General features: G+C 67.2%; 12 protein-coding genes. 4 read left to right on the top strand and 8 right to left on the bottom strand.

The genetic code is table 11. From position 1 onward, the window contains the following. Positions 1–15 precede the first annotated feature (15 nt). Positions 16–1,539, bottom strand: a complete 1,524-nt coding sequence (locus KUD94_RS13475) for a flagellin (RefSeq protein ID WP_218237692.1) — start codon at positions 1,537–1,539, stop codon at positions 16–18. 318 nt (positions 1,540–1,857) lie between these two features. On the opposite strand from KUD94_RS13475, the gene KUD94_RS13470 reads away from it, so the two are divergent. The 4 genes from KUD94_RS13470 to KUD94_RS13455 all read left to right on the top strand — a co-directional run bounded on the left by KUD94_RS13470 (position 1,858) and on the right by KUD94_RS13455 (position 5,889). Next, a complete protein-coding gene (locus KUD94_RS13470) occupies positions 1,858–3,375 on the top strand; it encodes a flagellin (protein ID WP_218237691.1) in 1,518 nt (505 codons plus the stop codon). Between the two features lie 234 nt (positions 3,376–3,609). Next, positions 3,610–5,043, top strand: coding sequence for a flagellar filament capping protein FliD (gene fliD / locus KUD94_RS13465; protein ID WP_218237690.1), 1,434 nt, complete (start codon positions 3,610–3,612; stop codon positions 5,041–5,043). 67 nt (positions 5,044–5,110) lie between these two features. Next, positions 5,111–5,581 carry a flagellar export chaperone FliS gene (fliS, locus tag KUD94_RS13460; protein WP_218237689.1) on the top strand — a complete coding sequence of 157 codons (471 nt, stop codon included), beginning with the start codon at positions 5,111–5,113 and terminating at the stop codon, positions 5,579–5,581. A gap of 8 nt (positions 5,582–5,589) precedes the next feature. Then, positions 5,590–5,889 (top strand): flagellar protein FliT, encoded by a 300-nt coding sequence (locus KUD94_RS13455; protein WP_218237688.1) that lies wholly within the window; start codon positions 5,590–5,592, stop codon positions 5,887–5,889. Between the two features lie 22 nt (positions 5,890–5,911). On the opposite strand, the gene KUD94_RS13450 is transcribed toward KUD94_RS13455, so the two are convergent. The 7 genes from KUD94_RS13450 to KUD94_RS13420 form a co-directional block, all read right to left on the bottom strand. Next, the gene (locus KUD94_RS13450) at positions 5,912–6,844 is read right to left on the bottom strand and encodes a cation diffusion facilitator family transporter (protein WP_255568843.1); all 933 of its coding nucleotides are present in this window, start codon (positions 6,842–6,844) and stop codon (positions 5,912–5,914) included. A gap of 111 nt (positions 6,845–6,955) precedes the next feature. Beyond that, positions 6,956–7,582: an exosortase H-associated membrane protein gene (locus KUD94_RS13445; RefSeq protein ID WP_218237687.1), complete on the bottom strand. Its 627-nt coding sequence runs from the start codon at positions 7,580–7,582 to the stop codon at positions 6,956–6,958. Further along, positions 7,579–8,196, bottom strand: coding sequence for an exosortase H (gene xrtH, locus KUD94_RS13440; protein ID WP_218237686.1), 618 nt, complete (start codon positions 8,194–8,196; stop codon positions 7,579–7,581). Before xrtH ends, KUD94_RS13445 begins: the two co-directional genes overlap by 4 nt. Positions 8,197–8,425: 229 nt before the next feature. Further along, complete coding sequence (gene htpG / locus KUD94_RS13435; protein WP_218237685.1) at positions 8,426–10,387, bottom strand: molecular chaperone HtpG; 1,962 nt, start codon at positions 10,385–10,387, stop codon at positions 8,426–8,428. A gap of 390 nt (positions 10,388–10,777) precedes the next feature. Next, positions 10,778–11,515, bottom strand: a complete 738-nt coding sequence (locus KUD94_RS13430) for a Crp/Fnr family transcriptional regulator (RefSeq protein WP_218237684.1) — start codon at positions 11,513–11,515, stop codon at positions 10,778–10,780. Positions 11,516–11,525: 10 nt separating this feature from the next. Further along, the gene (locus KUD94_RS13425; RefSeq protein WP_218237683.1) at positions 11,526–12,374 is read right to left on the bottom strand and encodes a general secretion pathway protein GspB; all 849 of its coding nucleotides are present in this window, start codon (positions 12,372–12,374) and stop codon (positions 11,526–11,528) included. Between the two features lie 3 nt (positions 12,375–12,377). Next, positions 12,378–13,976: an ExeA family protein gene (locus KUD94_RS13420; protein ID WP_218237682.1), complete on the bottom strand. Its 1,599-nt coding sequence runs from the start codon at positions 13,974–13,976 to the stop codon at positions 12,378–12,380. Positions 13,977–14,083: the final 107 nt, after the last annotated feature.

The raw sequence follows: 14,083 nt of genomic DNA, 5'->3' as shown, positions 1-14,083 counted from the left end.
GCGCAGCGCGGCGCCCTACTTCAGCAGCGCCAGCACACCCTGTGGTATCTGGTTGGCCTGCGCCACCATGGCGGTGCCGGCCTGCTGCAGGATCTGGGTGCGCGACAGGTTGGCGGTTTCCGCCGCAAAGTCCGCATCCAGGATGCGCGAACGCGACGCCGACATGTTTTCCGACGTGATGTTCAGGCTGGCGATGCTGGTCTCGAAGCGCGACTGCAGGGCACCGAGCTTGGCGCGCTCCCCGGCGATGTAGGACAGGGCCGAATCGACGGTCTTGAGCGAATGGGTAGCCTTGGAGAAGTCCGTGATGTCCAGCTCGGAGACCTTCTTGAGGTCCGAATTGAGCGTACCCGTGCCGGCGCCATCCAGCACGTTGGTGGTCGTGGACGCAGCGCTGAAGGACTTGTCCGAATCCAGCGTGATGTAGCCGCTGACCGCAACCGCGACCGCGCCGGCGTTGGTTGCCATGGTCTGCGGCGTACCCAGGGCGGCGGTGCCGCCGCTGCCGTCTCCCACCATCTTGGTGACGGTGACGGTGCCCGCGTTGTCCGACGCGGTATGCCCGACCGCAATCGTGTTGCCCGTCGCATTGGTCAGCACGATGGCCGACGCATCCTTGTTCAGCGAGGCGATCACCCCGGTTTTCGAGGATTGCTCGTTGATGGCCTGCACGGCAGCGGACAAGCCCTCGGAGCCGGTCGGCGAGGTGAGCGAAAACGAAATGGTCTTGAGGTCGGGCGTATTGTCCGACTCCAGCGTGATGGCGTAGGAGCCGGCGGTGCCGAAAGCCAGCTGCGCTTCGGTGCGCGCCGTCGCGCTCACGCCGGTAAGCTGGGTTTGCTGATTGATGTCGCGCGCCACGTCCTTGGCGTGCGCTCCCGTGGCCACGGCGATGGTCTCGCTGCTGCCCAGGGCGCCATTGATGACCAGTGAGCCAGCGGCCACGCCGTTGGAGCCATAGGCGCTTGTCGCCGCTATCGTGGGCTGCGCTCCGGTGCCCCCGGCGGCCGTGCCGGAGACTTGGTTGTTGCCGTAGACATTGGTGCGCAGGTTGGCCGTGGCCGCCACGATGGTCTGGTTGGCGTTGGCGCCCACCTGGAATTGCGATGTGCCGAAACTTCCGTCCAGCAGCTTCTGGCCATTGAACTCCGTGGTTTGCGCCACCCGGTCCAGTTCCGCCACGAGCTGATTCACTTCCTGCTGCAGCGCCTGGCGGTCGCTGATCGAGTTGGACGCGTTGGCCGACTGCACCGCCAGTTCGCGCACCCGCTGCAAGATGTCTCCCGCCGCCTTCATCGCGCCTTCGGCCACCTGCGCCAGTGAAATGCCGTCGTTGGCGTTGCGCGCCGCCTGGTTCAGCCCGCGGATCTGGCTGGTGAAGCGCTCGGAGATCGCCATGCCGGCCGCGTCGTCCTTGGCGCTGTTGATGCGCAGGCCCGAGGACAGGCGCTGTATCGAAGTATTGAGTGACCCCTGGCTGATGCCCAGATTGCGCTGCGCTGTCAGTGAAGCCACATTGGTATTGATGGTCGCGGCCATGGCTCGTGCTCCTGATGGCTGAGGGCTGTACGTCCGCACTGGGTGGCCAACACACCGTCTGGCAGACAAGACGGGAAGATGGGCAGATTGTGGAAATTTGAGCGCGCTGCAGTCGCCGGATAAGCCGGGCAAACCACGGGCAGCTTGCAAATTCAGGCCTAAAGTTCCGCGCCGGCCGGTCGAAATAGCTTGCAACGGGGCGTAACACCTCCGCCGCCACCAGAAAGCCCTTCGGGGCACTGTGGGCTGGGCCATTCAGCCATGGGCCCACATGGCGACACCGCCATATTCATCAGCTTCCTTGAAGGAGAATTTGCAATGGCCGCCACTATCAACACCAACGTCGCCTCGCTGACCGCCCAGCGCAACCTGGGTCTGAGCCAGAGTTCGCTCAATACCTCCATCCAGCGCCTGTCGTCGGGCCTGCGCATCAACAGCGCAAAGGACGACGCGGCCGGCATGGCGATCTCCGAGCGCTTCACCAGCCAGATCCGCGGCCTGAACCAGGCGGCGCGCAATGCCAACGACGGCATTTCGCTGGCGCAGACCGCTGAAGGCGCGATGAAGGCCGCCGGCGACATGCTGCAGCGCATTCGCGAGCTGGCCGTGCAGTCGGCCAACGCCTCCAACAGCGCGTCCGACCGCCAGGCGCTGCAGCAGGAAGTGAACCAGTTGGTGTCCGAACTGGACCGCGTGGCGCAAACCACGGAGTTCAACGGGCAAAAACTGCTCGACGGCGCCTTTGGCACCCAGCAATTCCAGGTCGGTGCCAATGCCAACCAGACCATCGTTGCCGCTACCGCCAACCTGCGCACCAGCGTCTATGGCAACAACCAGGTGTCGGGCGTCGCCGCAGGCGGCACGACCGCCCAAGCCACCATTGCAACGGCAACCGCCTATGGCTCCAACGGCGTCGCCGCTGGCACGATCGCCATCAATGGCGCGCTGGGCAGCGCCAATATCGCGGTAAGTTCCAATGCGCATGCCACGGCAATAGCGCAGGCGGTCAATCAGCAGACCCAGTCCACCGGCGTGACGGCCACGGCCCGCACCGAGGCCCAGGTGACGTTTGGTGCCATCGGCTCCTACGCGATCACCATCGAATCCGACAACAAGGCGGATCCGAAGACCATCTCCTTCTCGCTCACCGCCAACTCGGGGGCCGAAGGTCTGTCTGCTGCCGTCCAGGCCATCAACGAGCAATCGTCCAAGACGGGCGTGGTCGCATCGCTGAACAAGGACGCCACAGCCATCGTGCTGACCAATGCCACCGGCAACACGATTGCCATCGGCAGCACGGCAGCCGCCAATGCAGGTACGGTCGACGTGGTGAAGATGACCGGCGATGGCAAGGGCGGAGTGTCCACGATGGGCACGTCGCAATCGATGGCGACCAACGCCGGCGCCGTCGCGGTTGCGGTCAGCGGCTACATCACGCTGGATTCTGACAAGTCCTTCAGCGCGGTATCCACCACGACCACTGCCTTGTCGGGCACGGCAGCCACGCTGAATTCGGATCTGAAGAAAGTGTCTGATCTGGACATCACCGATTTCGCCAAGGCCACGCACTCGCTCAAGACCGTCGACTCGGCCCTGTCCTACATCGCCGGTGAACGCGCCAAGCTCGGCGCCCTGCAGTCGCGCTTCGAGACCTCGATTGCCGCCCTGCAGGTCACGTCCGAGAACATGTCCGCCTCTCGCGGCCGGATTCTGGATGCCGACTTCGCGGCGGAAACCGCCAACCTGTCGCGCACGCAAATCCTGCAGCAGGCCGGCACCGCCATGGTGGCGCAGGCCAACCAGTTGCCGCAAGGTGTGCTGGCCCTGCTGCGCTGAGGCAGCGCGGGGCTGAAGGGCGGCAGCGCCGGGGGTTGACCCGGCGCGCCGCCCCTCTACCCGAAAGCGTTTGATGCAATGCGGCAGGGGCCTGGCGGCTCCGGCCGCTTTTGCGCATTCCGGGCGCGGGTGGTGCAAAGTAGCGCAGTTGCACCGGCCTTTTCCGGGACACGCAGACGCATCGCGGTTTGATAATGTCCGCTGCAAGGTGGGCACAAGTGCAAGGAGGCAGCAATGGCCAGTTTTTCATCCATCGGCGTGGGCCTGGGTGGCAACGTCGATGTCAACGGACTGATCAAGGCCTCGGTGGACGCCGTCAAGCTGCCGATCACGCGCAGCAACGGGCTCAACGACCAGAACAAGCTCACCGAAGCGCGGATTTCCACCTTCGGCAAACTGCAGTCCCTCGTGTCCACGCTGCAGGGCGCGGCCAGCAAGCTGGCCAGCGTCACCGGCTGGAATGCGGTGACCGCCAGCTCGTCCAACGACAAGGCCCTCACCGCCACGGCCATTGGCGGCACGGTGGAAACCACCTTCAGCGTGGAGGTAAGCCAACTGGCCAAGGCGCAGGTGAGCAGCTCCGACGCGCTCACGGGCAACCAGGCGGTGGGTGCGGGCTCGCTCTCGATCGAGATCGGCCGCTGGAATGGCGGCAGTTTCACGGCGGGCAGCGCGAGCGCGGTCAACATCGACATCAGCGCCAGCGACACGCTGTCCGACATCGCGGGCAAGATCAATGGTGCCAATGCCGGCGTGACGGCCACCATCGTGACCGACGTGGCTGGCCAACGCCTGATGCTGCGCAGCAAGAGCACCGGCGAGGATGCCGGGTTTCAGCTCACGGTGACGGACGCCGACGGTGATTCGGGCGACGGCGCCGGCCTCTCGCGCCTGGCCAACGGGCTTTCCACCGACCCTGGGGTGCACGCCGGCGCCGACGCCAAGGCGCGCATCAACGGCCTGTTCGACGTCGTCTCCAGCACCAACACCTTTGAAAACGCGGTGGCCGGCGTGACCTTCAAGGCGAGCGAGCTCACCACCAGCGCGGTGGACATCACCGTCAGCAAGGACGCTTCTGCCGTCAAGAAGAACATCGAGGACTTCGTGGTGGCCTACAACGCCGCCAACCAGGCGCTCAACGAGCTGACCAAGTTCGACAAGGCCACCGGCCAGGGCGGCCTGCTGCAAGGCGACTCCGCTGCGGTGACGCTGCAGAACCAGTTGCGCAACGTGGTGCAGTCGCTGTCCAGCAGCACGGGGGCCTACAAGACGCTGTCGAGCATAGGCCTGGGCATGATCCAGGGCGGCGACCTGTCCATCGACAACGCCAAGCTCGGCGAAGCACTCAACGACCCGGACGCGGTCAAGGCCTTGTTCATCGGCGCCGACGGCAGCGCGGCCACGGTGGACGGCGTGGCCGAGAAGATCAAGGCGGCGACGGCGCAGCTGCTTGATTCCGACGGCTTCTTCGCCTCCAAGGACAAGCAGCTCAAGGCCACCATGGAGCGCAACGCCAAGGAGATCGCCCGCATCAACGATCGCGCCGACAGCACCGAGGCGCTGCTCAAGGCGCGCTACACCGCGCTCGACGCGCAGATGAGCAAGCTCAATGCGCTCAACGCCTACATCGCGCAGCAGGTGGAAACCTGGAACAAGCAGAAGATGTGAGGGCAGGCTTCAGTTTCTCCGTCCGCTGCCGATATCAGGTCTAGAAGACAGTCACAGGACAGCCGCCATGCTCACCGCCTTCCCTCCCCGCGCCGCTTCCGCCTACCAGCGCATCAACGTCGAAACCAGCATGCACACCATGGACCAGCACCAGCTGGTCAGCCTGCTGCTGGACGGCGTGCTCGGTGCAGTGGCTGCCGCCCGGGGCGCGCTGGCGCGCCAGGACGTGCCGGCCAAGTGCGCGAGCATAGGCAAGGCGGTGCGCATCGTCGAAGAAGGGCTGATGACGGCGCTGGACACCGACAACGGCGGCGAGATTGCCGCCAACCTGCACACCGTCTACGACTACGCGCTGCGTCGCCTGCTGGAGGCCAACGTCAAGAACGACGACGCCATGCTGGCGGAAGTGGCACGCCTGTTCGAACCCATCGCCCAGGGCTGGAAGGCCATGAAGCAGCCGCCGGCCGCCAACCACGAAAGCATGGCGCCCGGTGCAGCGCAGCCCGCCCTCCATCACCCCATGGTCGCCAACGCCTGAGTCACGCCATGCCCGAGACCCTGATCGACTACTACAAGGCCATCGAGGAAAGCAGCCAGCGCATGCTGCAGGCGGCCCAGCTTGAAAACTGGGACGAGGTGGTGCGCTGCGAGAGCACCTGCTCGGTGCTGATAGAGCAGCTGCGCTACCACGCCCAGACGCAAAAGCTCGCGCCCGCCCACCGCCGCGAAAAGAGCCAGATCATGCAGCGCATCCTGCGCAACGACGCGCAGATCCGCCTGCTGGCCGAGCCCTGGCTCGCGCGCTTCGACCGGCTGCTGGACCAGCAGGCACAGACCGTACACTGAGGCGGCGCGCCAGGCGCGCCCGCTATTGCGCCTCTTCCATCTGCTCGAACACCGTGCTGCCGCCTATGGGCAGCAGCTCTATCGTGGCAACCAGACCCGGCACGGCCGCCATCAGTTCGGCCTCGACCGTGGCGCGCTCGGTCGCCGCACGCCCCAGGGTCCAGTGGGCGGGCACGTGCATGTGCAGTTGCACAAAGCTGCGGCTGCCCGCGCGCCGGGAATTCAGGCTGTCAAAGTACACCACCTGCCCGCTGGCCTGGGCGTAGCGCTGCAGCAGCGCGTCGATGCGTTCGAGCTTGCCGGGCGCAAGCGCCTTGTCCATCAGCCCCTGCGAGGCCTGCCAGATGAGCGCACCGCCCTCCTTCAGGATGTTCAGCGCCACCAGCAGCGCCACCACCGGGTCCAGCCAGTACCAGCCGGTGGCGCCGGCGGCAAACAGGCCGACGACCACGCCACCGGAGGTCCATACGTCGGTAATCAAGTGGCGCGCGTCGCCCTCCAGCGCCACAGAGCGGCGCGCGCGCGCCGCGCGCAACATGCCCCAGGCAAGCAGCCCGTTGAAGACCGAGCTGAGCAGCGCCAGGCCCACGCCCCAGGAAAGCTGCTGCAGCGGCTGCGGCTGCAGCAGACGCAGCACCGCCGCCCAGATGATGGCAATGGCCGCGCCAACGACCAGGATCCCCTCGAAACCCGAGGAAAAATACTCCGCCTTGTGGTGGCCGAAGGGGTGGTCTTCATCCGCCGGCCGCGAGGCCACGGTCACCATGGCCAGCGCAAACACCGCCCCCGCGAGGTTGACGAAGGACTCCAGCGCGTCGGACAGCAGCCCGACCGAACCGGTCACCCACCACGCCAGCGTCTTGAGCACGATGGTGAGCACCGCCACGGCGATGGACACCTGCAACCAGTGGCGCGGCGCCATGCGGGCCAGCAGAGGTGAAGTCTTTATCGGCATGCAATGCAAACGGCGGTGGTCATGTCTGCCCGGCAAATGGTGCGCGGCCACGCCGGACACTAGCATGCCCGCCATCGCCCTGCAGCGCCCGCCGGCAAGCGGGCGGCGCCGCTACTGCGGCCGCCGCTTCCAGCCCGGGATGATCACGTCCTTGAAAAACCGCTGATCAAGCAGCAGCCACACCAGCACCGGGGCTAGCGTAGGCAGCACCAGCACGCCGAGCTGGTAGCCATAGACGATCAGCTCAAGCTGCCACGGGTCGATGAACAGCAGCCGCGCCTGGTACTGCGCCGCGCCGGCAAGCTGCATCCACAAATACATCACCAGGCTGAAAACCTGCACCGGCAACAGCAGCAGATAACCCAGCAGCGCCCGCCCCAGGCGCCCCGGCGTGCGGTGGGTCAGCCAGGCGGCCAGCAGCAGCGCCAGGAAGATCGGCAGGCCATAGGCGTAACGGCCGGGGTCGGCCTCCAGCACCACGTCGCCCAGGCGCCCGGACTGCGGGTCGCGCACGCTCACCGCCGTGTCCACCTCGATGCTGCCGGGCGCCTTGCGTACGCTGCGCACCCACATCGGCGCGCCCTGCTCCAGCACCACGTGCGACAGCGCTGCCACCGGGTAGGACAGCCAGGGTGAGGCTTTGGACCAGGCCAGCGTCAGCACCACGATGGCCGCAGCCGCAATCAAGGCAAAGCGCAGCAGCACCGGGCCGGCTCGGGGTGGCGCGGCGGCAGTCATGCGCGGGCGTGCGGCAGCGACAGGTCGGGCGAATGGCTGACCACGCCCTGGCCACGCGGCGCTGGCGTGCGCGGGGACGGCGGCGGCGCCGCAGGCGGCCCATCGGGCGGCGGTGGGCCGTCACCCTCGTGCGCGCCGGCGCGCGTGGTGGTGCGCACCCACAGCAGCCAGACCACGAGCACGTCCAGCATGATCAGCGCCTGCCAGAGAAACTCGTGCGCGAAATTGAAGGCTGCGGTGTTCCATTGCCCGATGTAGAACAGGCTGATCACGCGCACCACATTCAGCGCCTGCACCGCCACGCAGCCGATCAGCAGGCCGCGCAGCTTGCTGCGCCAGGGCGCGGGAAACGCCAGGATGGCCGCGGCCAGCACGATGCAGGCCTCGATGCCATTGCAGCCGGGCTCGATCGACACGCCAAACCCCGTGGCGGTATTCCACAACACCTTGCCCTGCGCGGCCGCGCTGGCGTCAAACCAGGTAACCAGCCCCGCGCTGATGCGCGCAAGCAGCGCCGTCCAGGGCAGCACCGCATGCTGCTGCACCCAGTTGAGCATGTTCACGCCAAACAGCGAAAGCTGAATGCCAAGAAAGAGCAGAAAGAAGCGCAGCATGGTCGTATTCTGGCCGATCAAGAGAAAACGGCAGGCCCCGCAAGGTCTGCCGTTTTCTCGCCCGCCGAGCGCGTTGGATTTACATGCGCTGGCGGCGTGCACCCGCGTGCTGGCGCCAGGCGAGCATGTTCAGCCCCGGCACCGCCAACCACTCCCGCTCCGGGAATGTGGAGACGCTGCCGCAATCAGGCGGAGCACGGAAATTCGGCTCATAACCGTTGCTGGCACTTCACACCAACAAGGCATTCACCCTTCTCACATACGCCGCCGGGTCTTCGGGCAGGCCGCCCTCGGCCAGCAGGGCCTGGTCGAACAGGATGTGCGCCAGGTCGTTGAAGTGCACGCTGCCATCGAGCTTCTTGACCAGCGGGTGCTCGGGGTTGACTTCAAGAACCGGCTTGACGTCGGGCGCCTTCTGGCCGGCCTGTTTCAGCAGGCGCGCGAGCTGGTTGCTCATGTCGCCGTCCTTGACGACCAGGCAAGCGGGTGAATCGACCAGGCGGGTGGTCACGCGCACGTCTTCGGCCTTGTCCTTCAGCGCTTCCTTGAGCTTGGCCAGCAGCGGCTTGAAGGTTTCGGCGGCCTCGTCAAAGGCCTTCTTTTCGGCTTCGTCCTGCAGCTTGCCCAGGTCTACCGCGCCCTTGGCGACGGATTGCAGCGGCGTGCCGTCAAAGTCCTGCAGATAGCCCAGCGCCCATTCGTCCACGCGGTCGCTCATGAGCAGCACCTCGATGCCCTTTTTCTTGAAGACTTCAAGCTGCGGGCTGCTTTTGGCGGCGGCGAGTGTCTCGGCGGTGATGTAGTAGATGGCCTCCTGGCCTTCCTTCATGCGCGCCTTGTAGTCGGCCAGGGCAACGTTTGCGGTGTCGCTCGTCGTGGAAGCAAAGCGCAGCAGCCGGGCGATGCGCTCGCGGTTGGCAAAGTCTTCGCCCAGGCCTTCCTTGAGCACGGCGCCGAACTCGGCATAGAACTGGCTGTATTTGCCTTCCTTGGCCTTGTCTTCGTCGCTGACCACGTCGGTCACGCCGTCTGCGTCTGCGGACGCTTCGTGCTTGTCGTGCTTGGCCAGGTCCTCCAGCATGCCAAGCACGCGCTTGACCGAGCCGTCGCGGATCAGGCGCACGTCGCGGCTTTCCTGCAGCAGCTCGCGGGAGACGTTCAGCGGCAAGTCGCTCGAATCGATCACGCCCTTCACAAAGCGCAGGTAGCCGGGCATGAGCGCCTCGGCGTCGTCCATGATGAAAACGCGCTTGACGTAGAGCTTGATGCCGGCGTGCTTGTCGCGGGTGTACAGGTCAAACGGCGCCTTGGCCGGGATGTACAAGAGCTGGGTGTATTCGGTGTTGCCCTCGACGCGGTTGTGGCTCCAGGTCAGCGGTTTTTCAAAGTCGTGGCTGATGGCCTTGTAGAACTCTTCGTACTCTTCGGTGCTGATGTCCTTCTTGGGGCGTGCCCACAAGGCCTTGGCCTTGTTGACCGCTTCCCATTCGCCGGTCTTGACCATGCTGCCGGGCTCGCCCTCCTTCTCGGCCTCTTTCCATTCCTCTTTTTCCATCAGGATGGGCAGGCTGATGTGGTCGGAGTATTTGCCGATCACGCTCTTGAGCTTCCAGGCGTTCAAGTATTCGTCGGCGTCATCCCGCAGGTGCAGGGTGACGGCGGTGCCGCGCTCGGGGCGGGTGATGGTTTCGACCTCGAAATCGCCCGCGCCGCCGCTGGTCCAGCGCACGCCTTCTTCGGGCTTGAGGCCGGCGCGGCGGCTCTCCACGGTGATCTTGTCGGCGACGATGAAGCCCGAGTAAAAACCCACGCCGAACTGGCCGATGAGCTGGCCCTGCTCGGTGGCGTCGGCCTTTTGTTCGCTGGACAGGCGGCTGAGGAAGTCGCGCGTGCCGCTCTTGGCGATGGTGCCCAGGTTGTCGATCGCCTCCTGCGCGCTCATGCCGATGCCGTTGTCCTGGATGGTGATGGTGCGTTTGTCCTTGTCGAAGGAGACGCGCACTTGCAGATTGGGCGCGTCCTCATACAGGCTGGCGTCGTTCAGCGCCTCAAAGCGCAGCTTGTCGCAGGCATCACTGGCGTTGGAGACCAGTTCGCGCAGGAAGATTTCCTTGTTGGAATACAGCGAATGCGTGACCAGGTGCAGCAGTTGCGCGACTTCGGCCTGAAAGGAATGGTGTTGTTTGCTCATGGATGACACGACGAAAGAAAGCACGAAAAAGCGCCCGCTGCGGCCGCGGTGACAGCCGGCGAACGGGCAGGGCGTGTGGCAGATAAGGGCAGGCGCGGCGATTTCAACCGCTTGGGGCCGGCGGCCTGCGCGGCTGGGTTGATCGGCTTGGCATGTGCAGGAAGCCTAAAAATGATAGCTGATAGCGCTTGTGTAACAAGCGTTACAGGCCGATTTTGCTTTTAATATTTGCCCTGCGGGGCACTCCTTCCCCCTCTGGGAGAAGGCAGGGATGGGGGCTGCGTCAAGCGCCAGCGCAGCAAGGTCTGGCCATTGCCGCTGCTGGCCCCCACGCCGGCCCTACCCAGAGGGGAGGGGGAAATATGGCGGCGCGGGGCGATATCGCCGCCCTCAACGCTCGTCCGCATCCGGGCGCGCTTCGGGCTGCAGGTGCGCGCGCAAGGCCTGCACATCGAGCACGCGCAGGCCGCCGTATTCGACACGAATGGCGCCCTCGTCCTGCAGCCGTGCCAGCGCTTCGTTCACGCGCTGGCGCGACAGGCCGACCAGGTAAGCGAGTTCCTGCTGCGTGATACGCAGCACCTGGCGCACGCCGGGGTAGAGCACGGGGTTGAACAGCGCCGCCAGGCTCAGCGCCACGCGCGCGTCGGGGTTGTGCAGGCGGTCGGTCTCGCGCGCGGCGATGAACTGGCCCACGCGCTCGTTGAGCTGGTCCATGATGAAGCGGTTGAAGCCTATCGAATGGTCCAGCAGCCAATGAAAGGTGTCGATGTGCAGCCCCGCGACCAGGCTTTTGCGCAGCGCCTGGATGTTGTAGCGGTAGGGTTCGCGCTTGAGCACCGTGCCTTCGCCAAACCAGCCGCCCGGGGGCACGCCGATGATGGTCACCGCATCGCCGCGCGCGCTGTCTATGGTCATCTTGAGCAGGCCGTCGATGATGCCGAACCAGTAGGTCACGGGCCGGCCGGTGCGGCAGACGTAGTCGCCGGGGTAGGCGTCGCCGACCACCAGCGCGGCGCGTGCACGCTCACGCTCGACGGGCGTGAGGCGCGCAAGCCAGGGGATGTCGGCCAGCTCGCGCGTGCTGGGTGCGCGCCGGCGCTGGTAGATCGGTGAGTCGCCGAGCATCTGCCCTCCCCTATTGCGCCGGCAAGGCGACGCGGTAGCCCTGAAAAGCCCAGATGGTGCGCGTCTGTTCTATCGACTGCAGCACCAGCCCCGGGGCTGCGGCCTCGCCCTCGTGCAGCACCTGGCCGTTGACGATGGCCATGCGCAGCTGCGGATCGGCCGACCAGGTAATGCCCGCCAGATGCAGGCTGGGCAGCGCGGCGCGCACCGACGCGGGCAGGTCTTGCGGTGCAAAGACGGAACCCGTCGCAGGCGCGTGGGTCGCTTTTGCGGCGGGCACCGGCGCGAGCGTGGGCGCGTGGGTCGCTTTCAAGGCGGGCCCAGGCGCAGGCGCAGGAGCGGATGCTGGCGCTGGCGCTGGCGCTGGCGCGGCTTGGCTGCCCGCAGCCGCCGTCGGCGCGGATGCAGCGCTGGCGGCAGGGCCGGCCGCGGTGCCTGCGGCGTGGTTGCGTGCCGCCGCGCGCTTGCGCGGGGCCGGGGACACGGCCGGGGCGGGCGCTTCGGCTGCCTCGGCGCCCGCGTCTGCTGCGGAAGCCGCATGCGCCGCGGCGGGGACAGAAGTCGGCGATGGTGCGGGAGACAGTGGGCCTTGCACCGCCGCCGCGCCGGACTGCGACTGCGACTGCGACTGCGACTGCGACTGCGCAGCGGTGCGCGTCGCGGCCAGCCACCAGGCCAAGCCCGCGGCGAGCGCAGCGCTGACCAATAGCGCCAGCAGCCAGGGCCAGCGCGGCGCACGTGCGCTGGCCGCAGCGCCGCCCATGCCAACCGACAGGGGCGCCGGGGCATGCAGGCCGGGCACGCTGCCGCGCTGGCGTTCGTGCTCGGCGCGGCGCAAGGCATCAAGAATCGTCGACATGGCTCAAGACTCTCCTGGCGCGGCTGTCGGCGCGAGCAAACGCGGCTCCTGGCGCCCCAAGGCGCGGTTCAGCCGCATCAGCGTCAGCGGCCCGGCCAGGCCGTCGCTTTGCAGGCCCTGGGCGCGCTGAAACTGGCGCACGCGGGTGCGCAGCGCCGGCGCAGCGGCCATGCCGGCGCGATCCAGTTGCGCGGCCAGCCACTGGCTGCCCGCTTCGGTTGCGGCAATGTCCACGCCAGCCGCGTCCAGCCCCGGCGGGCTGCGCCACAGCGTGAAGGCGGCGCCGCTCCAGGCGGCGGCCAGTTCGCTCCAGGGCTGCTCGCTCGCCTGCCCGCGCGCGTCCAGCAGTTCGGCACGGCCCTCGTGCAGCGCCCGCAGCAGCGCAAAGCCGGTGGGCGCGGCCGGGCCTTGCAGGCGCAGCAGCACCGGGCGGTCAAGCTGGCGCAGCAGTGCCTCGTCGCCCTGCGTGGTGCTCCAGCAGGCGAGCTCGCCCGGCAGCGCCCCGGCGCAGGGCAAGGCGCCTTCGGGCAGCTGCGCGCCCCAGAGCGAGGCCAGGCGGCGCCAGAGCGCGCTTTCGTCCGCCGCGGGCGCTGTGGGCGCGCCGGCTGCGCCGGCTTGCGCACTGGCCGCAGGTGCTGCCACGGGCGCGCTCGCCGCGCGGGGCGTGCTGCTGCGCCAGGGCCAGTGGCCAGACAGCGCCAGCGCCGCGCCGGTCAGCAGAACGCCCCCCGCAAGCCCGGCCAGCGCCAGCGGCCAGCGGCGCGGCGCGCCGGGCTGTGCGGCGTGCGCAAACACCTCGCGCGCGGCGGCGCTCACGCGGCGCGCATCCACCTGCTTGTGCCCGGCCGCATAGGCCGCAAGCAGGGCGCGGTCGCACAGCAGGTTGATGCGCCGGGGCACGCCGCCCGAGAGCGCATGCACGCGCGCCAGCGCCGCCGGGGCAAATGGCAGCGGCCCCTGCCAGCCGGCGACGGCCAGGCGGTGGGCGACGTATTGCGCGGTTTCCCCCTTGCTCAGCGCGCCCAGGTGGTAGCGCGCGATCACGCGCTGCGCGAGCTGCGTGAGCTCGGGCCGCGCCACCAGCGCGCGCAGCTCGGGCTGGCCGATCAGGATGATCTGCAGCAGCTTCTTCTCGTCGGTTTCCAGGTTGGTGAGCAGGCGCAGTTGCTCGAGCACGTCGCCGGACAGGCTTTGCGCCTCGTCGATCACCAGCACGCAGCTCTTGCCCGCCGCGTGCTGGGCCAGCAGCCAGGCGTTGAGCGCATCCACGCACTGCTTGATGCTGGGCGGGCCGCGCCGGTTGTCGGGCAGCGCCACGCCGAACTCGTCGCACACCGTGGCCAGCAGCTCCTCGGCGCTGAGCTTGGGGTTGAAGATGTAGGCGGCGCAGCAGTGTGCGGGCATCTGCTGCAGAAAGCCGCGGCAGACCGTGGTCTTGCCCGCGCCCACTTCGCCGGTGAGCAGCACGAAGCCGCCGCCGCCGTCCAGCCCATAGAGCAGGTGCGCCAGCGCCTCCCGGTGGCGCTCGCTCAGAAAGAGATAGCGCGGATCGGGCGCGATGGAGAAGGGCAGCTGCTCCAGGCCGAAATAGGCTGCGTACATGGACTGAGGATAGCGGGGGCGCCTGCCCGGCCCCGGGCCGAAAACCAAGGGTTTTACCCAGGGGGCATTAACCCCTAAATTGTCGTTGCAAAGACAAAATTCCGTCA

Origin of the sequence: Comamonas sp. NLF-1-9 (assembly GCF_019195435.1) — a bacterium.
In the GTDB taxonomy this organism is placed as follows: Bacteria; Pseudomonadota; Gammaproteobacteria; order Burkholderiales; family Burkholderiaceae_C; genus Comamonas_C.
The sequence above is the reverse complement of the archived record's forward strand: the minus strand, read 5'-3'. Positions and strand labels throughout refer to the sequence as shown.

Coding starts and splice junctions, on each gene's coding strand:
- KUD94_RS13475 (WP_218237692.1), bottom strand. CDS start 1,539: ATGGCCGCGACCATCAATACCAATGTGGCTTCACTGACAGCGCAGCGC.
- KUD94_RS13470 (WP_218237691.1), top strand. CDS start 1,858: ATGGCCGCCACTATCAACACCAACGTCGCCTCGCTGACCGCCCAGCGC.
- fliD (WP_218237690.1), top strand. CDS start 3,610: ATGGCCAGTTTTTCATCCATCGGCGTGGGCCTGGGTGGCAACGTCGAT.
- fliS (WP_218237689.1), top strand. CDS start 5,111: ATGCTCACCGCCTTCCCTCCCCGCGCCGCTTCCGCCTACCAGCGCATC.
- KUD94_RS13455 (WP_218237688.1), top strand. CDS start 5,590: ATGCCCGAGACCCTGATCGACTACTACAAGGCCATCGAGGAAAGCAGC.
- KUD94_RS13450 (WP_255568843.1), bottom strand. CDS start 6,844: ATGCCGATAAAGACTTCACCTCTGCTGGCCCGCATGGCGCCGCGCCAC.
- KUD94_RS13445 (WP_218237687.1), bottom strand. CDS start 7,582: ATGACTGCCGCCGCGCCACCCCGAGCCGGCCCGGTGCTGCTGCGCTTT.
- xrtH (WP_218237686.1), bottom strand. CDS start 8,196: ATGCTGCGCTTCTTTCTGCTCTTTCTTGGCATTCAGCTTTCGCTGTTT.
- htpG (WP_218237685.1), bottom strand. CDS start 10,387: ATGAGCAAACAACACCATTCCTTTCAGGCCGAAGTCGCGCAACTGCTG.
- KUD94_RS13430 (WP_218237684.1), bottom strand. CDS start 11,515: ATGCTCGGCGACTCACCGATCTACCAGCGCCGGCGCGCACCCAGCACG.
- KUD94_RS13425 (WP_218237683.1), bottom strand. CDS start 12,374: ATGTCGACGATTCTTGATGCCTTGCGCCGCGCCGAGCACGAACGCCAG.
- KUD94_RS13420 (WP_218237682.1), bottom strand. CDS start 13,976: ATGTACGCAGCCTATTTCGGCCTGGAGCAGCTGCCCTTCTCCATCGCG.